26 protein-coding genes and 1 pseudogene are annotated in these 24,792 nt (G+C 42.7%); 2 read left to right on the plus strand and 25 right to left on the minus strand.

The genetic code is table 11. The features are described 5' to 3' along the window. Positions 1–3 precede the first annotated feature (3 nt). The 19 genes and pseudogenes from G600_RS0112100 to G600_RS0112200 all read right to left on the minus strand — a co-directional run bounded on the left by G600_RS0112100 (position 4) and on the right by G600_RS0112200 (position 18,460). Positions 4–1,227 carry a C40 family peptidase gene (locus G600_RS0112100; protein WP_081669486.1) on the minus strand — a complete coding sequence of 408 codons (1,224 nt, stop codon included), beginning with the start codon at positions 1,225–1,227 and terminating at the stop codon, positions 4–6. Next, positions 1,205–3,697 (minus strand): VirB4-like conjugal transfer ATPase, CD1110 family, encoded by a 2,493-nt coding sequence (locus G600_RS0112105; protein ID WP_027432145.1) that lies wholly within the window; start codon positions 3,695–3,697, stop codon positions 1,205–1,207. The genes G600_RS0112100 and G600_RS0112105 overlap by 23 nt, the downstream gene beginning before the upstream one ends. Beyond that, on the minus strand, positions 3,654–4,670 hold the full coding sequence (locus tag G600_RS0112110; RefSeq protein ID WP_027432146.1) for a hypothetical protein: 1,017 nt from the start codon (positions 4,668–4,670) through the stop codon (positions 3,654–3,656). The genes G600_RS0112105 and G600_RS0112110 overlap by 44 nt, the downstream gene beginning before the upstream one ends. Positions 4,671–4,679: 9 nt before the next feature. Next, on the minus strand, positions 4,680–4,901 hold the full coding sequence (locus tag G600_RS0112115) for a hypothetical protein (protein WP_027421650.1): 222 nt from the start codon (positions 4,899–4,901) through the stop codon (positions 4,680–4,682). A gap of 266 nt (positions 4,902–5,167) precedes the next feature. Then, on the minus strand, positions 5,168–5,983 hold the full coding sequence (locus tag G600_RS16000; RefSeq protein WP_242826386.1) for a hypothetical protein: 816 nt from the start codon (positions 5,981–5,983) through the stop codon (positions 5,168–5,170). A gap of 240 nt (positions 5,984–6,223) precedes the next feature. Then, positions 6,224–6,856 (minus strand): annotated as a pseudogene (locus G600_RS16270) (InlB B-repeat-containing protein); the annotation flags it as partial. A 1-nt stretch (position 6,857) separates the two neighbouring features. Beyond that, entirely contained in the window at positions 6,858–7,613 is a 756-nt protein-coding gene (locus tag G600_RS0112125) for a hypothetical protein (protein ID WP_027432148.1), read from the minus strand. Next, positions 7,603–9,237 (minus strand): hypothetical protein, encoded by a 1,635-nt coding sequence (locus tag G600_RS0112130; RefSeq protein WP_027432149.1) that lies wholly within the window; start codon positions 9,235–9,237, stop codon positions 7,603–7,605. The genes G600_RS0112125 and G600_RS0112130 overlap by 11 nt, the downstream gene beginning before the upstream one ends. A 4-nt stretch (positions 9,238–9,241) precedes the next feature. Next, positions 9,242–9,736: a hypothetical protein gene (locus tag G600_RS0112135; RefSeq protein WP_027432150.1), complete on the minus strand. Its 495-nt coding sequence runs from the start codon at positions 9,734–9,736 to the stop codon at positions 9,242–9,244. Continuing rightward, on the minus strand, positions 9,733–10,974 hold the full coding sequence (locus tag G600_RS0112140; protein WP_027432151.1) for an ATPase, T2SS/T4P/T4SS family: 1,242 nt from the start codon (positions 10,972–10,974) through the stop codon (positions 9,733–9,735). The genes G600_RS0112135 and G600_RS0112140 overlap by 4 nt, the downstream gene beginning before the upstream one ends. A 46-nt stretch (positions 10,975–11,020) precedes the next feature. After that, positions 11,021–12,829: a relaxase/mobilization nuclease domain-containing protein gene (locus tag G600_RS0112145; RefSeq protein WP_027432152.1), complete on the minus strand. Its 1,809-nt coding sequence runs from the start codon at positions 12,827–12,829 to the stop codon at positions 11,021–11,023. Positions 12,830–12,875: 46 nt separating this feature from the next. Continuing rightward, positions 12,876–13,136, minus strand: a complete 261-nt coding sequence (locus G600_RS15850) for a SpoVG family protein (RefSeq protein WP_027421658.1) — start codon at positions 13,134–13,136, stop codon at positions 12,876–12,878. 13 nt (positions 13,137–13,149) lie between these two features. Next, positions 13,150–13,515 carry a SpoVG family protein gene (locus tag G600_RS14600; protein ID WP_051195512.1) on the minus strand — a complete coding sequence of 122 codons (366 nt, stop codon included), beginning with the start codon at positions 13,513–13,515 and terminating at the stop codon, positions 13,150–13,152. An 11-nt stretch (positions 13,516–13,526) separates the two neighbouring features. Then, positions 13,527–14,555 (minus strand): DUF5688 family protein, encoded by a 1,029-nt coding sequence (locus G600_RS0112160; protein WP_027432153.1) that lies wholly within the window; start codon positions 14,553–14,555, stop codon positions 13,527–13,529. Next, complete coding sequence (locus G600_RS16045; RefSeq protein ID WP_278244418.1) at positions 14,548–14,682, minus strand: hypothetical protein; 135 nt, start codon at positions 14,680–14,682, stop codon at positions 14,548–14,550. The genes G600_RS0112160 and G600_RS16045 overlap by 8 nt, the downstream gene beginning before the upstream one ends. Before the next feature lie 95 nt (positions 14,683–14,777). Continuing rightward, positions 14,778–15,722, minus strand: coding sequence for an ArdC-like ssDNA-binding domain-containing protein (locus G600_RS14605; RefSeq protein WP_051195513.1), 945 nt, complete (start codon positions 15,720–15,722; stop codon positions 14,778–14,780). Further along, positions 15,703–16,047, minus strand: coding sequence for a hypothetical protein (locus G600_RS0112180; RefSeq protein ID WP_027432155.1), 345 nt, complete (start codon positions 16,045–16,047; stop codon positions 15,703–15,705). The genes G600_RS14605 and G600_RS0112180 overlap by 20 nt, the downstream gene beginning before the upstream one ends. Continuing rightward, on the minus strand, positions 16,040–17,404 hold the full coding sequence (locus tag G600_RS0112185; RefSeq protein ID WP_027432156.1) for a hypothetical protein: 1,365 nt from the start codon (positions 17,402–17,404) through the stop codon (positions 16,040–16,042). The genes G600_RS0112180 and G600_RS0112185 overlap by 8 nt, the downstream gene beginning before the upstream one ends. Positions 17,405–18,295: 891 nt before the next feature. Beyond that, positions 18,296–18,460 (minus strand): hypothetical protein, encoded by a 165-nt coding sequence (locus tag G600_RS0112200; RefSeq protein ID WP_155885981.1) that lies wholly within the window; start codon positions 18,458–18,460, stop codon positions 18,296–18,298. 303 nt (positions 18,461–18,763) lie between these two features. Between G600_RS0112200 and G600_RS0112205 the strand changes: the two genes are divergently transcribed. After that, the gene (locus tag G600_RS0112205) at positions 18,764–19,504 is read left to right on the plus strand and encodes a DUF6577 family protein (RefSeq protein WP_027432159.1); all 741 of its coding nucleotides are present in this window, start codon (positions 18,764–18,766) and stop codon (positions 19,502–19,504) included. Between the two features lie 13 nt (positions 19,505–19,517). Beyond that, positions 19,518–20,558: a nucleotidyl transferase AbiEii/AbiGii toxin family protein gene (locus tag G600_RS0112210; protein WP_027432160.1), complete on the plus strand. Its 1,041-nt coding sequence runs from the start codon at positions 19,518–19,520 to the stop codon at positions 20,556–20,558. A 76-nt stretch (positions 20,559–20,634) separates the two neighbouring features. Here G600_RS0112210 and G600_RS14610 read toward each other — a convergent pair whose 3' ends face one another. The 6 genes from G600_RS14610 to G600_RS0112235 all read right to left on the minus strand — a co-directional run bounded on the left by G600_RS14610 (position 20,635) and on the right by G600_RS0112235 (position 24,720). Then, positions 20,635–21,159 carry a DUF6033 family protein gene (locus G600_RS14610; RefSeq protein WP_051195514.1) on the minus strand — a complete coding sequence of 175 codons (525 nt, stop codon included), beginning with the start codon at positions 21,157–21,159 and terminating at the stop codon, positions 20,635–20,637. Next, a complete protein-coding gene (locus tag G600_RS15755; RefSeq protein WP_155885982.1) occupies positions 21,160–21,306 on the minus strand; it encodes a hypothetical protein in 147 nt (48 codons plus the stop codon). A gap of 19 nt (positions 21,307–21,325) precedes the next feature. Then, the gene (locus tag G600_RS14615) at positions 21,326–21,910 is read right to left on the minus strand and encodes a hypothetical protein (RefSeq protein WP_051195515.1); all 585 of its coding nucleotides are present in this window, start codon (positions 21,908–21,910) and stop codon (positions 21,326–21,328) included. Between the two features lie 97 nt (positions 21,911–22,007). Then, positions 22,008–23,450, minus strand: coding sequence for a sensor histidine kinase (locus G600_RS0112225; protein ID WP_027432161.1), 1,443 nt, complete (start codon positions 23,448–23,450; stop codon positions 22,008–22,010). After that, on the minus strand, positions 23,443–24,165 hold the full coding sequence (locus G600_RS0112230; RefSeq protein ID WP_027432162.1) for a LytR/AlgR family response regulator transcription factor: 723 nt from the start codon (positions 24,163–24,165) through the stop codon (positions 23,443–23,445). The genes G600_RS0112225 and G600_RS0112230 overlap by 8 nt, the downstream gene beginning before the upstream one ends. A gap of 180 nt (positions 24,166–24,345) precedes the next feature. Continuing rightward, entirely contained in the window at positions 24,346–24,720 is a 375-nt protein-coding gene (locus G600_RS0112235) for a hypothetical protein (RefSeq protein ID WP_051195516.1), read from the minus strand. Between the last annotated feature and the right edge of the window lie 72 nt (positions 24,721–24,792).

Genomic DNA, 24,792 nt, shown 5'->3' on the forward strand with positions numbered 1-24,792 from the left:
TTTCTACATATTTGGCCTACAAACCATGCAGGCATTCTTTGTTCTAAGTTTCTGATAGACCACTCCATACTTTGTACTAAGTGCCTCTACCGCCTTTCCATCACCGACATAAATCGCAACATGATAAATCCCCATGTATCTTCCATTTGCCTCTCCACCATAATAGATAAGGTCTCCAGGCTTTAGATCCGAAGTACTTAGCTTTTTACTATGTGCCTCAAGCATCCTTGCCCCTTCTGCGGCTGTCGGAGGATAATTTGTTCCATAACTAATATCTACACCTGCATTCTCCCAAGAATAATAAGCAAGCGAACTACAATCATACGCCTTACCGCTAGTACGATAATCCTGACTGTATGGGTATCCTACTTTCGACAGAGCATACCGTATAACCTTTTCCTGTGTTTCATCGGCACCGGAAGCAGCCACAATCTCATCAATCTCTCCATCCGAAAATGAAGTATTTCTAAGTCCTCCACCATCTCCGGTAAACATGGCCACAAATCCACTTAGTGCTTCTCCAACCTCTGCAATCGGCTGTAACACACTAAAAAGCAAAGCAATAATGATAAACACAACCGCCGCAACTGTAGTGAAAATCAAGATGTACGGAGCAATAAGTGCTGCAATCTTAGCAAGCCATTTCTTTACGTAAGTCATTGGATTTATGAATGTGGTAAATGTTTTTACCAATCCACTGTTTCCATCCTTTAGGGCATCGCCTGTCACTTTATCTGATACCAGATCGTTTGACATATCCGCCTTTGCCTTAAAAAGATTTGCTACCGCTGTCTTTGTTGCAGCCGCCTTCGTCTCTTTAGACTTAGCTTTCTTTGCCGATCTTTCTGATGAAGATACTTCCTTGGGTTTACTTTGCGATGCTTTCACATCACTACCGGACCTTTCATCCGTAAACTTATCCATCTTGGAAGATACTGCCTTTATTTCTGTCTTACCTTTCGCTACATGTCCGGTCTCGGACTTAATGTTATCTTCTTTAATGGAATCTAGGATTCTCTTTTGTTCCTTGGCCTTCACCTTACTTTTATCCGCTGAAAAACGGACAATCTTTTCTGCTGTCCTATCCATGGAGGCAGAAGCAGCCTCTTCCTTTTCCGGAGAAAAAATAGCTGCTTCCTCTGAAATAAACTGCCTCATGGAGTCCGCAAAGTTATTCTTTTTTGCAAAGACAGCTCCTGATGCATTAAACTCCATAGCCACCTCCATCTGTATTCACAATCCGATAAATCTCACTATCCGTGCTCATCTTCATATCAAATGGTACTGTCACCGCTCCCATACGAAGAAGCCCGGTTCCTGAATCCGCATTGTCAACGAAATTAAACATTGCCGGACTGATGCTTGGCAGAAACTCCATCAGCTTATTCTTATCAAGGGTAGACTGGCTAAGCAGTGCAAAATACTCCGTGTTTGAAAGAATCGCCTGAAGCTTGCCACCATTCTCGTTATTTAAAAGATCCGACATGTTCTGAGTAATACCGTTTAAGATACCGCTCATCTTTCGGATTTCCTTCCAAAGCTTAAGCACAAAGTTTGCCACCTGCTCTACTGCCAAAAGCTCGTGGAACTCATCAATATAAAGATGTGTCCATCTGCCCTTTGTGGCATTTGCCTTAATGGAACTTCTTACAGTCTCCATCATGATCAGCATGGATGTCACACGAAGGTTATCCTTAAGCCCTGACAGATCAAAGACGATAAAACGGTTACGTAAATCAACGTTCGTTCTGTGATTAAACAGGTTAAGCGAACCGTTTACGAAGATCTCCATAGCAGATGCCAAATGGTCCCCAAGATCATTTCCATAATCCTTAAGTCCCTGATATACATCCTGCAATGTCGGAGAATATGCCTTTATCTGCTCTTCGTTTGATAATGTGGTCGTATCCAGTACGCCCTTGGTATCAGCCCTAAGATATGCCGGGATCTCATATTCTCCCTGGCTCTCTTCAATACCGTTAAGTCTCTTTCTCATCGCGTAATTTTCGGAGTACACCTTATCAATCACCTTGTCGATGATGCCCTGCTCCTCCGGCAGGATATCCCTGCGAAGGCAAGAAGATAACAGCGTCAATATGAAATCCGCTTTCTCGGCAACTATCTCCTGAAGTCTTCCGTAATCTACGCCTTCAAAATCCACATCCATGGGATTAAGGTAGTATTCCTTCGTACTGTCAAAAGAAATCACCGTACCATCCACTTCAGCTGCAAGACTTCCATATTCCGATTGCGGATCAATAATGATAATCTGGTCTCCTGCATAATTTACAAAAGTACTGATGATCTCCGACTTGGAAAATACCGACTTACCGGAACCTGACTGACCTAAAATCAGGCCATTATGGTTCTTAAGAAGTTTCTTATCAGCAAAAATCACGTTCTGCGAAAGCTGGTTGATACCGTAATAAATGCCGTTTGCATCATTAAGCTCCTGCGTTTTAAACGGCATCAGCATCGCAAGACAGGAACTAGAAAGATTAACTACCCTCTTAAATTCCTGTATGCCAAGCGGTAACACCGTGTTAAGTGCTTCCCTCTGCTTTCCGAAGCAAGTCTTAAGTTTTACGGATTTTAAAGATGCTGCATTCATCAGCTTCTCTTCAATCTGCGTAAGTTCCTCTTCATCCTTTGTCTGAACAAAGATCAACATGGTACTGTTAAAATAGTGATCATCATCCGTATCAAGCTTCTTTGAAAAAGCATCCAGCTTATCCTTTTCGTTTAACAGCTTTGCCGATGCATCCGCCAAATAATCGTTGTTATTACGATTTCTCTGCTTCTCGTTTTCAATCTTCATACCGACAGCCATGTACTTCCTTGCTATCTCCTGCTTAAAGCCTGAAATATCAAGAAGTTCGTTTGCCACCGTTACAAAGCTGGTACAGTTCATCTTGGTAAGAGCGGATATGATATCGCTCTCTAAGCTCTTCGGGTACTCATCTACAAAATAAATGCGTCCCACCTGACCGTTAATGGTAAATCCCTCATTTTCAAAACAAAGGGATGCCGGACAAATAGTATTCATCCAATCATGCCTACTCTTAAGCTCCCTTTCAAAACTGAACTGATAATGATGGTCAATCCCTGCATGCATCAGGTTGAATAAAAGCTGCATTCTTTCATCAATTCCAACGCTTCGCATCACAGAACCCTGGATGCCGTTTACACCAATCCCGATGAATGCAGAACGAATAGCACTTTCCATGGATGAAAAGGTGCTCTTTGCATCAGCCATATCTTCCGCTTTTATGGTGAGCGTCAGATAGATTGTCTGATACAAACCCTGCTTGGCATCGCTTACCTTATCCGCAATGATCTTGTTGTATGATTTTCTAAGCGGATCGTATTTGTCGCCCTTCATGGGATAAAGCACCTTCTCATGAAATGCTCGCTCGTCCACATGCTCATTGGCTACCGTGTAAGAGAACCTGCAAGGTATCGCCTTTAATACCTTGGAAAAATTGATGATGATACTCTTTTGCTCTTCATCAGTAACGCCTGCAAAGTTGATATCGCTTAACGCATAAAGCTTGGAATATCTCTTTCCCGGAAGTTCAAAGATACCGGAATCATCAATGCTTACCACAGATAAAACATCCTGTACCGATGTAAGCTCTGCTACTCTCGGTGCATCATTCTGCTTCGTCTGTTCGTATTTCGACTTTGGCATCTCCATCCGCATCACCTCCCATCAATTTCTTTGCTACATCTGTCTTTACATTTCGCATCAAAGTCTCATCTATAAGACCAAGACTAAGTGCGCTTTCTGATACTCTTTTCTGATTATGAAAACTCGGAGCTATCACAACCCCGTATTTTAAGAAGACCGAGATCAACGTTTCCTCCACAATCTGCCTTGCATCTTTTGAATCACACAAGATCGTGATTGATAAGGATAGATTGATATAGTCCTCAGATTCATTTACAGAAAGTCTTCTGTTATACTTCTTTTCCAGCTCACGCTTGAAGTTAAGCTTCTCTTCTTCAAGAAGGCCGTTAAGATCAAGGTTTACGTACATCGGACATCCAAGATTTCTGATATGTGAAAACATTCCTTCTTCCATATCATCCGGGTATGCCAAGACCGTAAAACTCTCTCCAAATAATCTTCCTGCGTTAAAGCCTGCTGCCTCTTCCGTGCTGTCAAAAAAGCATTCTTTCTTCCAGTCTTTCTTACCACGTACAAATGATGCGTAAGAAAACCGGAGATCCTGATAAAAATTAACTGCAACGAGGTTCATGACTTCATCCACGCTAAGTGCATGCATCTGACACGCCCCCTGCAATATGCCTTCATCTTCTGTCATCTTCCGGCGTACATCCTCATAGATTTCTCCTTCTTCCATAAGTGACAAATGGCAGGTTTCCCTGCCACTTTCACTTAGGGCAAAGGTGATGCGGATCCGCCCGGAAAGACCTTTTGCCGCATCTATCAAACTTTTCCCTGCTCCGTCAATTTCAAATACCTTAAGCCATCTGTCGCCCCCGAAGCGGAAAACTCCGCTCGGGTCAAACGAGATGAGGTCTAAACTTTCTCGGGTTTTTCCACCCGTGGGGATGAGCATTTTGTTTGCAAGTTCGATACGGCGTTTTCTTTCTTTTTCCAATCGCCTTTCTTCTCTGGCGATGGCTCTTTCACCTTTGTTCATACGCCCTCCTTATGAATGATTGAACCAGTTGTTGATCAGGTTCGTGAGCTTGTTCTGAAAGTTCGGAAGCAGTGTTCCTGTAGCGAAGATGTAAAGAAGTCCTGCGATTCCGGCTGCCACTGCGATAATGATGAACATTACAATGAGCTGGTCACTTGCTTCTTTCTTCTCCATGAGTGCCATCTTTGCCTTCAGAATAGCCATGTCGATTGCTGAAACGATTTTGTTCATGAACAACTTTCTCCTTTCCTAGTATTTTTGAAGGTGTAGCTACATCTCTCCTGCGCCTTCACAATACATTTGGGTTGAAAAAATGCTCATTACTAAATCAAACAAAAAAATCTCCGGAAATTTTTTAGGTTTCCGAAGATTTCTTATCTTTTTTCGTTATGAAATTGTAATTTAGATGGTTTTTAGCTGAAGGCTTGGTCTTTTATTCATGGTACCATTCCTACCCCCTAGCCCCCTTCCCATCTCCCAGGGGGAACACTGCAAATTTAGTTATAGCTGCTTCTGTCAATGCTGGTATGGAACCAAGTAAGCAAACTATACTGGCTCGTCAGCTTCTTTCGTGTGATATTACCTGCAAAGTCAGTAACAATAATCTCATAATAGCTTGCTGTTCTCTCACTACGCTGAATCTCATAATACATATTAAATGCACTGTGAGTATTGCTATATCCGAACGTTGCTCTCGTCTGATCGGACCAGATTGCCTCCCTGCTTCTTCCGGTTACACGATAAAGTATCACACTCTTAAGGCCGGAACTTACATTAGGATTATTTACACTTCGCCAAGTCTCGTCATCAATATGCTGATTGATAATGTTATCCTGACAATACCCGGATACATAAGTGCCGTCCGGCAATACGTATGTTATCTCCGTTCCATCAATTCCAGGCTTTGTGATATCATACTTTGTCGTTACTGATGCAAAAGATGTATGTCCCACATTATCTGTAGCCACAATTCTCCATGTATGAATACCCTCGTATCTTGGTTCCAGCGTATATACCGCTGAACGAATGCCATCTGCCACGCATCTTCCCGAATCATCAAATATTTCAACACTTGAAAGATCAGAACCGGTATAGGTTGTGCCATACAAATAATCTGTCGCACTGACATTGATTACCGGAGCGATATTCGTCCACTCTGTATTGGTATTCTCCATCCCATAAAGCACCGGATTACTGTGATCCAGATAAATGGTATCAGATGTACGTGTAGCGGAATTTCCAGCCTTATCCGTTACAGTCAGGCGATACTTAAACACGCCTTCGCTTGTCTCTGACAATGTCTTTGATATCACGGATGTCGTGCCGCCATATGACCATGTTCTTACCGTGTTCCAGCTTCGTGTTACGTAGGAATATCGTTCCAGCACAATGGATGTGATACCACTTCCTTCATCCTGCACGGTAAAACCTATCGTACCATTACCTGCACTCCAGTAATTTGGAATAGCATAAAAATCTGCAAGACTAGGAGCTGTCTCATCTTTCCAGTACGCCTTCATGGTAACGACACCGCCATCCTGATCATGGGTGTAGCTTCCACCGGGATTATAATGACCCCCGATACTCGCTACCCAATACTTAAAAGTCCATCCTGTCCTTGTCGGCTTCTTTGTTCTTAGAGTAAGGGTAATTCCCTCCTGCTTTGTCTGATCCGAAGGTGCTCCGGTACCGCCGTTAGCATCATAATGAACCGTATGTTTCTTTGGTCTGATCTTTACTGCATCAATGTAAGTAAGATAACCTCCGGTTCTTCGCCAGATTCCATTTCCGCCATCGTAATAACCAAGATTGTTAAGTTTTGCCTTCACATCACTTATAGATAGATTGTATCCGCCTGCTGAATTCATGGCAGAGATAGCACTTTCCAAAGAAGAACCAAGTCTTGGATTACTTGACGGAATGTAGGTGCTATCAGATGCACTGCCAAACGTATGACTAGTACTGTTTCCAAAATCATTGATTGAGCGAAGACAATTAACCGTCAGCACAATCGCGTCTTTGCCGGAATCATAGGAATAGTAAAAGGTATATACATTGGTTCCGCTTCCTCCACCATCCGTACCACCGGTATCTCCTACATCATCTGCAAATGCCGTGGTTGAAAAGGATAACATCATTCCTACCACCAGCATTAAGGTACACACTATTCTTTTCATCCACCGCATCTTAGCCCTCCTTTCCGCTAACTATAGAAACCGATAAATACCGGCTCTTTGTGATTACCTGCTCGTGATATTTATAGCTTACTGTCGCTGAAAAATACTCCGGCATCTTTTCGTTTTCCGTAAGCTGATAACAAACCTTGCTGTCCAAGATCTCATCGTAGGTTTCACCCCATAAGAGCTTATCTATAACGTCATTTTTGCCATTATAGACATAGAGGTTTTGACCGGTAAGATCATGGCTTTCTTCGTCAAATGTCACATCATTAAAGTCTGTAGAGAATCCACACTGCTTAATCAGCTTCTCATATAACTTCCATCCATCAAGTCCGGTATAGGACATATCGAAAGCTTCGCGAAATGAAATCTCAATACCGTCCCCAATCTCGCCTTCGCTATTTGCAAGAGCTTCATGGTAATCCTTTGTCACATCGGTTTTTTCCGTGAAGTTCACATCCGAGACAATGTATCTGTCATACACTGTTTCAAATTCGCCATTTCCTTCAATCGTAGTTCTCTCCACAAGCTCTACTACAGCATTCTCAGCACCTGCATAGTCTTCCTTTACATCTTCGGAAATAATATCTTCAGGTTCCTTGGTGTTTTCTTCGGCAACTTCTTCACTGGCAGCCGTGATCACTTCCTTCGGGACTTTTTCTTCCGTGTACTTATCCAAAAAGATCACGCGAATAATAAGTGCTACAGCTATGGTTACTGCAAAAACTACGGCTATCATAATAATCAATGAGTTATTCTTCATGTTCACTTCCTCCTTCTGAACTTAACAGCGGTACAAACCGCCCATCCTGAATCAAGCCAAATCGCTTGATATATGCTTCTTTGTTTCTGTAATCTTCCATTGCCTGTGGCATGTTTGCTGTCGCAAAATAAGCTTCATCCACAACTTCTCTGTTCTCATTCAGACACTGAAGCGTAAAATACATATTTCCGATAAGTGGTGCTCCTGCCTGTTGAAGCATTGGCATCTGCGGAATAAATCCTGCCGGAAGTACCTGCACAGGTTTCGCTTTATCAGGCTCCTGTTCTTTATCCGGTTTGCAAAAGTGATCCTCATCTGCAAAATAGATAATCCGCTCCTTTAACAGCAAAAGATCCTTCTTAGCTTCCTCATCAACGATGTGATGTTCTATGATAAGATCCAGATTCTCCACGTATGCATCCGTTTTGCCTGCGATAATTCCTTCCACGATTTCACGCTTGTTTTCGCTAAGAACCATGTTGTAAGAAGCCATAAGCTCCATGTAATCCTCCGCTATCGGGAGTGCCCGATAATAGTTCCTATGCTTTTCTTCATCAAGTCTCATCACTTCCCTGACAAGTCGGTTATAATAACGCTTAAATGCCAGGTATTCCGAAACCGTAAGTGTATTTCCGATATGCTTTTCAAAGCACTTGGATACGAAGTTGAAATACATACGCATCCCGAATTTTTCATCTTCAGTGAAGGTATGTAGCTCATACTCTTCTGTCAGAACATCCGCCGTCATAAACTGCAAAAACTCTTCCGTTATCTCCGTAAGCTCAATTAAGCTCTGGTCTTTGTTGTCGTAAATCTTTTCCTTCAGATTCTTTGTAAGGCCAAAGTACACATTGTCTTTTCTCTTAAGCAGGCTATAACATCCAAAGTCCTTACAAGGTATAACCTCCGTTGCAAAAAGCGTTTTGTCATAGAACGGGATCTCCTTACACCCGGTCTCGGCATCTTCTTTTTCAACAACCTTAAGTCTCTCTTCCATCTCACGCTTTTCACGCCCGGAAGATATAAACTTTTGGATTCGTTCTGTAACGGAAACCTTCGACTGTAACGGTTTATCTTGCACAGGCTTTTTGGCTTCTTTATCTTCATCTGCAAAATCAAATTCCTGCTCCGGCAGTTCAAGCGGCTTTGGCATTCTCTCAATTCTCTTTTCAACTTCGGCAATCACATCGTCCAGTGCCGTGATAAATGCCTCGTTCTTCTTTGCCGTCTTTTCGATTCTTTCCTTCTGAAAATCATCCGCCGTAAGCAGGTGAGTCTTTGAAAGCCTAAGAATATTTGTGGTCTTATCAATATTGACCCTGCACTCCTTTATCAAGTCACGAAGACTCTTGGCATCAAAATCCAAAAGCTCTGCCTCTGATAAAATCTTTATCTTTACATAAGCAATCGCACTGTCGGTAATATCTGAAATGCTTGCTCCACCCTGCTTGGCAAATATCGCATTATATATTTCTATCTGTTTCTTCAGATCACTTTCCGGTAATCGGTGCTGCATGATTAGAAGTGTTTCTGCTTCCTTATTTACATACACCTCACCGGGGATGGCATTGATAATCTGAGCCATACCGTTTAGTGACTGCTTAATAATGGCTTGCTCTGTCATCAAATCACCTCCAAAAGACCATCTTTACAACCATAAGAATGATTACGACTGCAAAGCCCGGAACTACGGCAACGGAGCTTTTCTTTGTAAGCTTCTGTCCTTTGATCTTCGCTTCTATTAGTGCCACAACAAATGAAACAATAAGTGCAAACACCATTACGATAAGCTCTAGGATCATATACATCGTTATTCCGATTTCATACTTGCCCGTAAGCATCATGGTCATAAAAATCATTCCGTAAAGCAAAAAAACATCGCTGTCTCCATCTCCCCAGATACCTGTGATCTTAAGCGCAAGATAAATTGCCAAATGCACCGAAACCGCAATTCCAATCATCACAAACTGACCGGTACTTATCGCGCAAAGCACAGCCCAAAGTGCTATCAATGTCATGCAAGGAAAGGCGTATATCATCCTCTCCCTAAGATCTGTTGCAAAACAAAGCACCATAAACGCTACTGTTATCGCAACCGTTATAAGCATTACTTCCTGTATCAATTCCCTTGCTCCTTCCTGTATACTTCGTGGAATATAAGCTTTCCTGCTTTTGCATCCCAGCCCTCTATCTCCACAATCTCATCAATCGAAAACCTGCTCATATGGATAAGTACAAACGGCATTGCAGAAAGCATCTCTTCCAATGTTTCCATAGGATAGTCGCTTACATATCTCGCACACTGTACAAGTCTTCTAACGCTGGTTCTGGCATCGTTACTATGAATCGTTCCAAAGAACCTCGCGCCGGTACTCATGGCTGTAGTAAACACATGAAGTGCTTCTCCGCCCTTGATCTCGCCGATAACGAAATTATCAATGTCCTGTAATAATCCGAGCCTTAACTCATCCTCCAACGTAAAATCCGTAACAACATCATTCTTTCTAACCGTCATGGTGTGTTCGAACTGTATCTGCGGATGCACGTTAGAATAAAGCTCATCGGACTCCTGCGAGACCAGAATGGACTCATCAAATGGGATCCAGTCCAGCATGTTATTTAGTAGCGTCGATTTTCCGGATCCACCTCGACCGGAAATCAAGAATCCATAGCCGCTAAGAATACGGTCTTTCAGATAATCCATAGCTGCATCATCCAGCATGCCGTTATCTTTCAGGTACTCCCATGAAAGTTTTTCTTTTGGCATCTTACGGATATGTAGGTTATTTATCTCTGTTGATGTAATGCAGGATAGCTGCACATCAATTCGAAGATAAAAAGCATCCACACCTTTTCTGTCCGTACAATGGTTTAGGGCATATTCTTCCGACTTACCAAGCCTGTGAATGCGAAGGATTCTGTCGTACCATGTTCTGTAATCCTCTTCCGAATCAAAGCTCACATCCGTCAGATACCTTTGTCCGTTTGCCTTTACAACAATGTGGTCATACGCCAAAACCTTAATATCCGATACCTCTTTTGATAGGATCAGCGGTGTAAGGACGTAATACCCAAACACTGCATCGCTTAGCATTTCCATAAGAGTCTTTCGCATATCTTCCTGCAAATCAGGATGATGCCTTGCAAGGTAATCGCCAGCCCGGTTCATAAGCATGATGAAGTCCTGCTCAGTACCGGTAATGCACTTTGTAATCAGCGCAGGGTTTAAGTCACATACATTTGCCTTTAATGACAGAAATACTGACTTAAGTTCTTTTTCCTGATACTTTGACTCCACATGATAAATGGCAGACTTACATTTAAGCCTGCCATCACTTGCCGGCTTATAATTTAGCTGCATTTTCCTCACCTCCTAAATTACATTTGGGTTGGAAAAACGCTCATTACTAAACTCGCCGTACATTTTCCGCAATATTTTTTCTGCTGACATCGCAACGCTTGATGCGATAATCTTTCTGAATCTCGTATATCTTCTGATTAAACTCCTTCTCCGACATGGTAAGCGATGATATTTCATCCCCAACGTGACCATCCTTATCAACAATGGCAAGAACAGTTTCCACCGTAGGCTTGCCGTCATTCATTGCCGGTCTTGTTACCACACGAATCTTTATATCCGTATCAGCCGGGATGATATACTTCATATCACTCGCATATATGCCATAATGCTTGGCTTCATATAATGCATTGCTATGACCGATTGCATGAAAGAAGGAATAATTATCGCTAACTGTCTTAAGCTTCCCATTTTCTACAAATGCTTTGATTGCCTTATACTGTGCATTAAGCTCTTTATCCTGTGCCTTCAGATATTCGAACTTTGCATTCATCTCAAATACCAGCTCCGCTACTTCTTCCACGTTCTTGCCATACCCAACCTCCAGCCTATGGCATAATTCCTTATATCGTTCAAAATCATCTTTATATTCGCTGTAACCATAAGCATCATAAAGGCAAGCCCGAACCATGTATCTTTTCATTTCCTGATATATGGATGTAATTGGTTTGTACTCCTTCATAAGGCTTCGGACATCTTTTCTTTCCTGCGATATCTGCTTACGAAGCTCAATGATTTTTTCCATTGCCATGTTTGCATGATCATTTCCACCGGAATAATGTCTGACCAGCTTATAAACATACCCGACATTTTTAAGCTCATCCGCCATCTTCTGCATCTGCCAGTTATCCCACCTGGCTTCACTCCATGGATTTCTGCCAAGACGAAGAAGATGTATCGCTTCCTGTTTTTCCTCTTTTGACATATCCTTATATGCCTTCATTTTCTTTGGCACGATATTTGCCATCTCTTGCGGCATAACCGCAGAATAATAATCCCCTGCAACAACAGGCTTAAAGGGATCATATTTTGAATCCAGCCTTTTCTTGATTGCTGATATCGAGTAGTTTTCTCCAAGCTGTCCACTTCGAAGTGCAAACGGCATTTCCTCTGTCTGCAACGTGATATTGCGCCCCACATTTACCGAAAGGCCTTCATTTCTTAAATATGCGATAAATATATCAAACTCATCCGTCTGCTCGATGGCAATATCAACAAGTTCCCGAAGCATCATCTTCCGCTGAGGAAATGGAATCGGATCTTTTACCTTTTCCTTCTTCCATGTTTCATTTGGAGTAAACCCATATTTTTCAGCCAGCTTATTTACTTCCACTTCCATCACCTGACGCATAAAGGATTTATCCATATGAATCTTTTTGCCGTCCAAGCCCACAGTATTTATGATGAAATGAATATGCAGGTTCTCTGTATTGGTATGAACTGCATACACAACCTGATGCTTAGGGAATATACTCTCCATCAGTTCGTTTAAAAGCTCCATAAGCTTTGCAGCGTTCTTAGAATCTGACTCTGAAGCACCAAGAGAAATAATTCCATGTGTTGCCACTCTGCCATCAAGCTTTCCGTAAAACTCTTTTATCTGCATCATTTCATCTGTAGCATGGGAAATATCAGATATATGCCTGCATCCCACATAAAGACCTGCCACTGTCTTGATCTCATTCGTAACATAGGTAAGCTCATTCCCCAGCTGATTTACATTTGCGATATTTAGTGGCACACCGGTCTTTTCAGGATTCTCAATATAATCAATGGAATCCGATATCTGTGATGCCGCGCTTCTTGTTGAACTACCGGCTTTTACATTCCATACCTTAACAACGATTCCTTTTGCCATCGCTACCTCCTAAAAAAGGACCGCCCATAAAGGACGGTCCCAACTGCTATGCCAGCTTTTCGTATTCCGATAAAACCTGAATGGTAATATCTTCTCTTAAGGTCTGTGCCATCGGGAAACAAATGTCTTTGTATTCACCCTTCTGGTTCTCCCTTGACGGGAAGCCCACAAAAAGCTGTCCATCATCCTTTCGCTCCAAAACCCTGATTCCACATACCACAAAGTCTCCATCCAATGTGATACTTCCATACGCCTTACAGCTATCGGTGGAATCTGACTTTTTGAGTCTGACTTCCGTTACCTGCATGTAGCACTCCTCCTTATCTGCCCTTTCCGCGCTTCGGAGCAGGTTTTGCTTCGCTCGCGGCCTCTGTCTGGGTCGCTTCCTGAGAAGCCTCCTGGGCTTGATTCTGCTCCTGCGCCTGCTTTTCCACCTGTGCGTTATACTCATCAATTACCGCTCCGGTGATGTGAGCATATAATTCCTTACTAAGTGGAAAAGCCAAATCCTCATAGGATCCATCTGACTTTGCTCTGGATGGGAACGCCACAAAATTGTGGCCGTTCTTATCCTCCATCACTCTTACTCCACGAACTGCAAATGCTCCGTCAAGTGCGAAGCTACCGATTGCCTTTACCGCATTGTCGGTATTGAGCAAATTAAGTCTTACTTCTGATACCTGCATAACACTTCCTCCTATCTGCGTGTGTGGCGAGGACGGTTGCCCTCTGCTACCGGTTCAACTGACATGTTCTCGGCACCTGCTGCTTTCTTAAGCTCTTCCATCGTTGTGTCAGCAAGAGACAATGTCTTCTTGGCTGCATCGAAACGATAAACATGATCTGAAAGCTGTTCCTCCTCGGATACCTGAGTGCCATTTACCTCTCTTACCATCTCGGATAAGGTCTCCGGTGTACCCATATCGGTACTTACCGCAATAACCTCATGCACAGAAGAAGGTAAGATATAAAGATCGGTTCCGACCTTCTTGGAAAGTTCAGAAAGTGCATCTTCATAAAACATGGACGCTGCACCGTTGACCTTTGCTGCATTGGAGATAATGTACATCTGCTGTGTCGGAGGCATTTCCTCAAACATCACGTCTGCCATCTCCGCAGGCATACCGTCTTTTCCAAACATCTCTCTCATAACTTCATTCATGGACTGGATTGTTACCGGAAGGATTTCCTTCGTATTTGCAACAGCAAGTTCATAAAGATCATCCGCATTCACTCCCCACATAGCCATGTGCTCATTACGGATGGTAATGGTTGCAGTGCCTTCCGAATCGCGACCAATCATCACCTTATAGATAAGGGATAAATCCTCTTTCTCCTTATGCGGAATCTGTGAAAGAAGCTTCGCATTACGCTGAGTGTTTACTGCCACCATAACGATATTGCTCTTCACAAAATCAAAGTCCTGAAACTTCTCCGCGATATTACCGAACTCTTCCGGTGCTTTGATATTGGATACCACTGTATGAGTGATCTGATCCATGATAGCATCCAGATCCTTGCCCTCCTCGTACTGCTTGAAATAGCCATCAAGGTAAACATTCGGAGCAATGTTGCTGTCCTCCGGAGTTACTGTAATCCCGTGAAGCACAAGACCATTGTTCTTCTCCACTTCATGGGAGCGGATCTGTGCGCCCTTGTACTCTTCCGGCAAACGCTCCGGAATAGTCATCAACGCATAATCCTGAAATTCAGAAAAATTAAGCATGTTTCTTCTCCTTTCTCTCCTTATTTTTCTTTGCAGCAATAAGTGTGTCGTATGCTAAAACCGCTGCTCTGTTGTTAGCATTCTTTTCGTAGTCAATGACTACATTTGTGTTGGTTACAAAATCCATAGCTTTTTCCTCCTTCTAAAAAATTTTGTTGGATTTGTTCCTACACCTTACATTTGGGTTGGAAAAATCCTTATTACTAAACTGAGGCAAAATTTTTATCTACTTTTTTTCTTTACCGGAATCTGGGTCTCTGATTCTTCCGGCATTTCCTGCTTTGCTTCCAACTCCGCAAGCTTTTCATCAATCTTTGTTACCAGTTCATTTGCTGTATTCTTTATAAGTTCCAGATTCTCTTTAAGTTCTGACACTTCACGATCTTTGCTCCAGCCGGTTATATATCCAAAGCTGTAATCACCGGTATCAAGTCCCAGCATTCCTGCTACCCAAAACGCAGTACTCTCAGCCTGAATCTCCTTACTCTGCTTGTCCCACTTATCTTCTTTACTGCCATGACCATAGGTTGCATGAGCGATTTCATGAAGCATGGTTTTAATAGTCTGAAGCTCCGGCATTCCTTCCTGCACCACGATTCGCATTTCTGTCGGCGAATAAAAGCCATTTGCAGAACCGGGCACTTCTTCAAAACTCACCGGAACCGGACTGATTGATATCAGTACTTCTTTTAGCTTCTCGTAATCCTCCACACCTGCTTCCAGCCTCGTGGTAAGTGACGGAAGCGGATCACCTTCTGTCTGTGACAGATCAAATACGTAGCACGGACGAAAAGACTTATATTCCCTTGTCACCCTCTCCGTGGACTGGGTACCGTCATCGTTAAGTACTGGCTGATTTCTCTCATCAAACTTAGGCTCCTCCACTTCAACCTTTCCTTTTATAGGAGCAAAGATCATGATGCCGGACTCACCCTTTACCACGTTTCGATTAAACTCATTCCATTTCTTATATCCGCAGACATAACTTGCATGCGGACACTGTGATGCAATCAAAATGCAGTTGTTGATGCTGTAATTTGGAAACTTTGACATGACAGAAATGTACTCTGCCCACTTGCCACTCTCGTATATCTCCTTGGTTCCATTCATCAAACGTTCCTGTATCTCGCTCATCTTTTCCTCGCGATTAGACTTTGACTTTTTCATGCTTTTCACCTCCCTTCGACTTTTGGTCCACTGGACCAGAAGTAATATCAAGTGCTGTTCTTAAATCCTTAATTGCCTCATGCACGTACAAAATATCCCCGGCATCCATACCTTCCTTTAAACAAATGTGTTTAAGATGCAGATCTATATCCGAAAGCTTTGCTATCAGATTTTTGTATCTGATGGAATCCGGCATTTGCTTCTTCTGCCCTGACAGGAGATAACAGAAGTACTGAGAACGATTCATTCCAAGTTCATTTCTCAGCATGTCGAATTTCGCTACTTCTTCCTCCGACAAAGACAGATGTACTTTCTTACTAATCATTTCCATCAGCCTCCTCTTCGTTAAAATCATCAAAGACCATGTCTTCATCTACCTGAACGTGGATATCCACATCGCCATACGCCTCCTGCAAAAATCCTGGCGATTGAATCTGCGGTTTTTCATCCGCAATATGAGTTCCATTCAACTTTTGGTCCACTGGACCAAAAGTGGTCTTTAACATCTTGCAAGCTTCACAGGCAGCACCTGTCTGATCATTTTTCAAAAGCAACTCCTTAAATGTCTGTATCTCTTCCACAGGCACCAATCTGAAATGACAAGCTTTTCCACAATAGTTCGCCACCGCCTGCCAATCTCCACATAACAATTCCTTTACGGTCTGTTTCTTGATATGGGCTTCGCTTGCCGATAATGCCTGCTTTAAAAATGTATGGATGGTTCTGTAATTCTGATACTCTTTGGGTTGCTCCAAAAGCTGGATCACATAATTTGCATCAATACAGTAATCTCCTGCATAGGTAAGTAATGCCTCCATCTCAGGATCCCCATGGAAATACCACAACGCATAGGTGGTAAGCTTCGTCTGGTTATCCATCTCGTTGTTTTCAAGCAACATCCGAATTGCCTTCTGCCTCTCGTTATCCTGCTGAGCTTCAACGGCCTGCCTGTTAAGAATGCGTTTAAACACCCTACCGTCCTTGAACTGACTGCACACACGCCGGATTGCATTTCGAACAGTAAGTGCCTTCTCGGGTTCGACCTTCCTCTCATATGGGCTATCAACTTCCGTCTCTTCTGTTGATTTGGATGCATACTTTATGAAGTCGATATCTGTACCGGGGCTATCCTTAAAGAAGTCCTTTGCCAGAACCTCGGCAGGTTCAGATGCTACGGATGCAGGAATCAGGATCTTCTTATCCATATCCAACAAAATGGATTCACATATCCCTTCCGATACCTTCTTTTTTAATTCCAAGATTTCTGCATCTTTTGCTGCCAGTTCGTCTTTCAGCTTTTTGGTTTCAGCAACTGCAGCATTCTTGTCTTTTCGCATCGATTCAAAGCTTTGTGATTTTCCCGTAGTAACGGTCGGGATATCATCTTCAGGTTTCCTTTTCTTTTCAGAAATATCCGCCGTAAGATTTAACTCAGCACAGACTCCTTCTAATTCCTTAGATAAGGCTTTTAAATCTAAACTGACCTTTCCGTCTTCCACAGTGATAAAGGGCATTTCACCATCTCTTGCGGATGCCACGCACTTACGAGCATTTGTATTGCTTCGGCCATTATTCTCCAGATACGTTTTTGTATCTGTTTCTGTGTGTTGTCCCTTGGATAGATATGAATACAGATCTATGTAGGTATCCAAAGGATGTAAAATTGTTTTCTTCGTACCCATGAATCGTTCCTCCCTTCGGGTAATCTTCTAAATTACATTTGGGTTGGAATTATCCTCATTACTAAATGGGCAATAAAAAAACAGGCATTTCAGCCTGCTAACCTTCCGCCACTGATTGGCATTTTCATCTCCGCTATGTGTTGGCGAGTTCTTTTTTGTCACTTCACATAAATTGCTTTCTTTTCTGCTTCGCCAAGTCTTGGTTCCAGTAAAATCAATGCTTGCCACCCTTCGGTCATTTTGGTCTTTCTTTGGTGGGTCATCCTATAAAGTGATTAACAGGATACGCCTAAAGTTACAACCACTTTACGCAAAAAACTCCGTGCTCCTATGTCGCCCGCTTTAGGATATCCTTCCCTAAAATCATCTTGGTCCACTTCTGGTCCACTGGACCAAAAGTTAAAATCCCCTCCAATCCTTACTCATAAGTTGACTGCAGGGACCCACGGCTGTGCAAAAAGGCATAAAGAAAGGCTCCCATACCCGAGTAATCAAAACCCGAATAGAGAGCCTTTTCGCGAGGGTCAGCTTAGCACAGCCGCCACCTACAGTAAACATATGTAGTTTATTCTTCTACATAATCCTCTTCTGTCATAAGCACTGCCGAAATATATCCCGTTTTGGGAGCCGTAATCCTTATTGGCTATAAATATATGTTTCAAAGACAAGACGAATACCTCTTAATCTAACGCAATCCCCGTCATTTCCACATTATCCCACCGGCAAACCTCAGTAAGTTTACCCTCACTGCCATCATACCTATACAGCGCACACAGATTCTGCCAATTTACATTATACTTCACGAACGCATAATAGCTCCCATCATCGGAAATAACGGTCATCCTGCTCAGATCATGCTCAGCCTCATCGGCTAACTTCTGCATAATCACCTTAACCGTCCCATCCTCTTCTACCTAATTTCCTTCCGATATCAATCATCTTGGTAGCCTTAAGCTCCACAACAACCTTACCGTTTTCAACGGCTGAAGCAAAATCATCTGCATCCGCATACAGGAACTCGGCTTCATCCGCCGTAAAAGAGTCTGTCTCTTTCATCACACCGTTACCATACACCACAGAATAAACCGTCTCATTCCTAGTAAAATGTGCGGCCACAACAAAAATTTCTTTACATTTTTTTGCATATTCAACACCTTATTATTCTATCGGATATTTCCCCTGTTTCTTTTGTTCATCACTAATCAAAAGTTCTCAGAACTATATTATGTCACCTTTTATGTTTTTTGCCGAATTATAGTTGACTTTATCTCCTCATCCGCTATAATAAAAACTATAAATCGGCACTTTCTCATTTTTTTGCCGAATTATAGAATTTACAAACACGAGGTGATCCCTACCATGAATGCAGCCACCGTACTACCGCACCTCCCCACCGGAGAGGTTTTCAATAAAAATACATTCCGCGAAACAGTCCACTCCATATACCCTGACTGCACCGAAGCCTCCATCAACTGGATGCTTGTCACCCTGCGCAAACAAGGCAGCCTTGCATCCGCAGGCACCGGTAAATACTACCGCATCCCTCAGGATGCTCCTGCAAAGAAACATTATTCCTACCCGCATTCCCAAGAATACCTTGATCTTGAAAAAGAGATCACCGAGGCCTACCCTCTTGTGAATTTTCAAATGTGGGAATTGATCCAGATGAACGATTTCATCAATCATCAGATCGCAAAGAATGTAATATTTATAGAAGTGGAAGCAATGCTTGTGGATACAGTCTACGAACTGCTTCATGAAAAATACCCTTATGCCATGATCCAGCCGACATACGATACCTTTTACAAGCAGCGTGCTCCCGAAACAGATATCGTCGTTCAAAAGCTCCTCTCTGAGGCTCCCGCATCGGATGCAAATCATTCCTGCGTGATAGAAAAACTGTTGGTGGATCTGCTGTCCAAGAAACTTTCAGGAAGCCTGATCGAGCGAAGCGAATATCCACGCATATATGAAGATGTTTTCCGCAAATACAATATAGACGAAACCCGTATGTTCCGGTATGCCAAACGCCGCAATCTCTATGACAGCCTGCTATCCTTCATAAAGACAAAAACCGACATACATCTGATGACCATTTGATAAGGAGAACCCCATGATAACAAAAGAAACCTACACCATAGAATATGTGAACTCTCTTCGCGAGAAATATAAGAAAGACCCTTCCCTTTTGGAAAGAGTCCTGTTTGCCTTTGGCCTGCTGGAAGCCATCACCCGTGTCGGAATGCCCTTCATCTTCAAGGGCGGAACTTCCCTGATGCTAATCCTCGACCACCCCTTAAGGCTCTCAACCGACATTGATATCCTCGTAAAGCCCGGTACCGATGTTGACCACTACATAAACGAAGCAGCCAAGATATTCCCGTTCAAGACCTTCGAGGAAGACCGACGTGTCGGCAAAAACAATATAGAGAAGCGCCACTTCAAGTTCATCTATGACTCACCACTGAGGAATGATGACTTTTATATCCTTCTGGATATTGTCTTTGCTGATAGTCCATATCTTGCCACACAGACCTGCGAAATAAAGAACGACCTGCTTCTCACCGACAGCACGCCGATAACCGTCACCGTTCCATCTCCGGAATGCATCCTCGGAGACAAGCTCACAGCCTTTGCTCCGCACACCACCGGCGTACCATTCGGAATAGACAAAGAACTTGAAATCATCAAGCAGTTATTCGATGTTGCAACCCTCTCCGAAAAAATAGACAACTACCAGAATCTCGTTGCCACTTATAACCGCGCTGTTCTGGATGAAATTGGCTACCGCGACATAACGGCAACCCGTGAAGATGTCCTCCGGGATACCATCCGTTCCTGCGCCTGCATCATTGGAAAAGGTGTCTATGACAAAGATGAATTCCCTCTCTTTATCAAGGGAATTCACTCCATCGGCGGCCATGTCCTGTCCATGAAATACAGTGCAACCATCGCCGCCAACCAGGCAAGCCGTGTGATGTACCTCGCCTCCTGTATGCTCACAGGTCAGCCCTTCACACCTATAGAAGATTCCGAACCATATCTTCAGGCAAATATAGGCAAAAGCCAATACAAAAAGCTTTCCTATATGCGCAGCCAAAGTCCGAAAGCCTTTGCTTACATTGTTGAGGCTCTTCGGATGATTGAGGAATAAGAAAAAAAGCGGCTGACAGAGACCCAAATCTCCGCCAGCCGTCATTATATAAGCTATAAGAAACCTAATTATGCACTCACGCCTTCACATCAAATCCCACAGTACCGCTTACGCCCCCTGATGACACTCCTTCAGCCAGCTTAGCGGTAACACTTCTGACATTTGTTCCAACAGCAGAAATAGTAAACTCATCTGTCTTTCCATCCACTTCAGCTTTCTCTATCCGGCGTTTTTCAATCCGTTCCTGTTCTGCCTTTTTCTCAGCACGTTTCTTTTCCACCTTCTCTTTAGCTGCCTTATTTTCCTCAGCTTTTTTCTTAGCATTCTCTCTTGCAATTTTCCCATCGGGATCGTTTGTACTTCCACTTGTGCAGGAAATATTTCCATTCTCATCTATGTTGTACGAGGCATATGTCACAACCGGACTTCCCGGAGCAGCATTTACTGCACTGCATAACGACTTAACGCAATCAGGAATCGCTTTTAGGTTTTCCTCCAGGTATGCGGCTTTTTCCGGATCATCCTTGCATTTCTGCAAAAAAGCTTTCGATACATTCACATTAACAGGAACACCTTGCATAGAAGTACTACCTGCATTCATTTAACTATACTTGTCCTGCAGGTATTTGGAATAATCATCCACATTCTTATAACCGGTCTTGATTTCTTCTTTTTTCGTCACACCCGACGTAGGGGTTTTCAAATCCATAACCTGCGATGTAACACCGTTGCTTATCTCCATCGACATAATTTTGACCTTCTTCAATTCATCCGCGTATATCAAACGCCCCACCAGAAAGCAGTGTCATCGTTCCCGACAGCTTCATCGTGAACTGATTTGTCAGATCCTCCAAATCCTTTCCTCTAAACTCCATGTTAAATGAAGCCTCATCAATCTTTTGTTCTTGCTGCTTCTGTTCAAGTTTTTTCTCAGCTTCTTTTTGCTCTGCTCTTTTCTCTTTAATCTTATCCAACCACTTATCTATCTCTGGATCTGTACTTCCTTCGTCTCCAAATACACCTACCGTTGTCATTGTACTGTATTCTTCTCCAAACTCGATGGATACCGATTTAAGTGTGCCTCCGTGTGCTATGGAAGATTTCTGAGCTGCCTCAATATAATCCGGCACCTTCGATAATTCTCTTTCCAGCCATTCCCCGGTTTTTTCATCAGACATAGCTTTTCTCAACAATCCACCAGTAACAGATACCGAAGCACTCTTCCCTGGAGTCAGACAACCGAACTTCTGCGTCAGATAATTTGAATAGTCCTTCACATTAGTCGGCTTCTTACTTGTTGTTCCCATATTATTGTTTATCGAATAAGGGTTATATGAACCTGAAATCTTCATATGCAAATCCTCCTGTCTCTCATAGTATGAGATTATTCTTCTACCTACTCTATCGTATGATAATCACCACTAATTAACAGACTTTGCGTGAACACCGTCATTTTTGCAGTGAAATCTTTCCGCTCATCATCACGGTCAGCATAAACCTCTTCCTACCGCCATCTGAACGAATCTCGATATCCACATCGCCCATATACTTTCTTGCGCATTTTTGGATATTTGACAGGCCTATACCATGCACCCTCTTATCCTTCTTACTTGTTATAGGTAGTCCAGTTTCTCTGTCCATAGTCACGCTTCCATCAAAATCATTTTCAATCTCAATAAAGAAAAGTGTTCCCTTCATGTAGGATTTAAGTGAAATCTCCCGGTGTCCATCCAATCCCCGACAGGCTTCAAAAGCATTATCCAATGCGTTATTCAGTATAACGGCGACATCATAGATATCGATCTGCTCAGTATTAGGAGCCACGAAATCAACATCAAAAGATATACTATGCTTCCTGGCTTCCTGTTGCCTTTGATAGATGATGATATCCGTAATCGGGTTTCCGCTTTTTGATGAAAAATCTAGCCTGTTTACAGTATCCTCAATTTGTCCAATGTATTCGTCAAGCTCTCTGGTATCGCCATTTTCAACACCTTTTACATATTGCGTGATATTGTTCAGATGGCTTCTCATATCATGCTTCAGCCCCCGCAGATCAGAGTAGATTTCCTCTATATCCTCAATTTCCCTATGCAGCTGCTCCACTTGATTTTCAAGAATTACCTGTTTCCTACTGTCTTCATTGCGCTCTATCAAATATTGGAACAGCATCATAGTCGCTATGATAGTTCCAAGTAATAAAATGCAGATTACTATGACCCAAAACATTGTTTCCGGGACTTGTTCATATACCAGCACCCCTATCCCTTCACTGAATCTTAGTATCAGGATCCGCATGGTGATTGAAACACAAAGAGCCGCAAAACAAGGGAACACCAAGAAAATGTTTTCGCCAAAGCTTGTCTCATACCCTTTGTAAATGTACTTTCTGCTTAGCGTTTTCAGATACACGCATAATATGATTACATATACCGCTACACAGATCATACCTTGTATGATCAAAATTGTTGTTGAAACTGCATTTGCCCTTTCCAGCGTCATTCCTTCGGAAGATGATATGATTCGCTCTATTATGCCTACGGTCAACATAGAGATTAAATAATAAAGCACACTGATAATATATTTAATCAATCCTCTCCCAGCTGCAAAACTGAAGGTAACAAAAATCTGTCTCTTATAATCCCATTTGAATAAAAGTGATTGAAGCGCAAACAGTACAGCGAGATTGATAACAATCCCCATCACATCTCTATCTATCCCAAGAATCTCATATATAACAATATCTACTGCAAGATAGATCATAGTCCAAAGAATGACCGTTATCTTCTTTTCATATCGTGTTTTTAACAAATCCAGCCCATATAAACCGCTCAAAACAGCATCTGCAATATATAACGGAACTGTCAATGTTAAAGTCGAAAGATCAAACATTTACAATACCTCCGTTTTTAGCGTAGCGAAGATATGTCTTTACAAAATCCGTGTACTTCTTCTCCGCAAGCATAACGCTGTCACCATTAAGCATCTGAATACTGTTCGCAGAATATGCCGTCACCTTTTCAAGATTTACGATATAGCACCTATGTGTCCTGAAAAACAAATCTCCCAGCTCATTTTCAAGGTCATACATACGGGCATAGGTTTCAGTCAGCCCGTTATCCATATGGAATACCACCTTCCTGTCACTGCTTTCAATGTACTGAATCTCCCGTAGAAGCAATTTTCTCTTACTCTCACCATCCTTGACTAGAATGTATTTCTCTCTTCGTTCATCGCCGGTCACAACCTCTTTAACAGCCCGCTGGAAAACTTCAGCAAACTTCTTTTCCTTTATTGGCTTCACAAGATAATGAAAGGCATTCACATCAAAAGCATCCTCCATATACTCCCGAAATGCTGTCACAAAAATGATGATGCTCCGTTTCCCGGAATTTCCCTGCACTTTCCGGATCCTTTTTGCAAGCTCAATCCCTGATACACTCCCCATCTCTATATCCAGGAAACAGATATCAAAGAAGCCTCTCCCTGCAATCATTTCCTCAGCTGTAGTAAAACAGCTGAGCTTTGCATCAGAGTATTGTTCCTTTATCATTGCCACGATTTGTTCTCTCGTCTTCTTTTCATCATCACATACTGCAACATTCATAGAATCATTCCCTTCATCATAGATTACCTTATCATTATTATATCGTCATAATGGTATCTGCTTTTCACCTTCTTGCAGTGAACGACGCTTTTTTTGCAGTAAAATATCTTACTACAACAAAATAAGCCCGCAGCCATCGGCTCATCACCGACAACCACGGGTACCTTGCCTCACATCATTTTACACCCCAAAATGTATCACAAACTTCCGCTCCCTCTCTGCGACCACCAACATTTCCATCAGCCGCCTCATTTCGGGAACATCCTTGACCGCTTCTATCACTTCCTCAATCGACTCTGGCGGGATTAATGTGATCCCATGATACGCCAGCCCCGACTCAGGTCTGTCCAAGCCGTGCCAATAAACACTGACTCCTGCCAGCATCTCAGCCACTTCCTGAACATACTCATCGTCAACTGCGATGCAGTCATACTTTTCCGGCTCATACTCTTCAAATATCTGTTCCGGCGCCGGATCCGTCATCATTATTCCAAATTGATGTTTCAACATTCCGTAATCATTATCCTTCCCGTAACGATCCACAGTTAATAACAAGCACGCTATTCCTCCTGCATTTGCTTCGGAAACTCTATATCAAAAATGTCTTCTCCATAAGGGATGTCTAAT

It is taken from the genome of Lachnospira multipara ATCC 19207, assembly GCF_000424105.1.
Taxonomy (GTDB): Bacteria; Bacillota; Clostridia; order Lachnospirales; family Lachnospiraceae; genus Lachnospira; species Lachnospira multipara.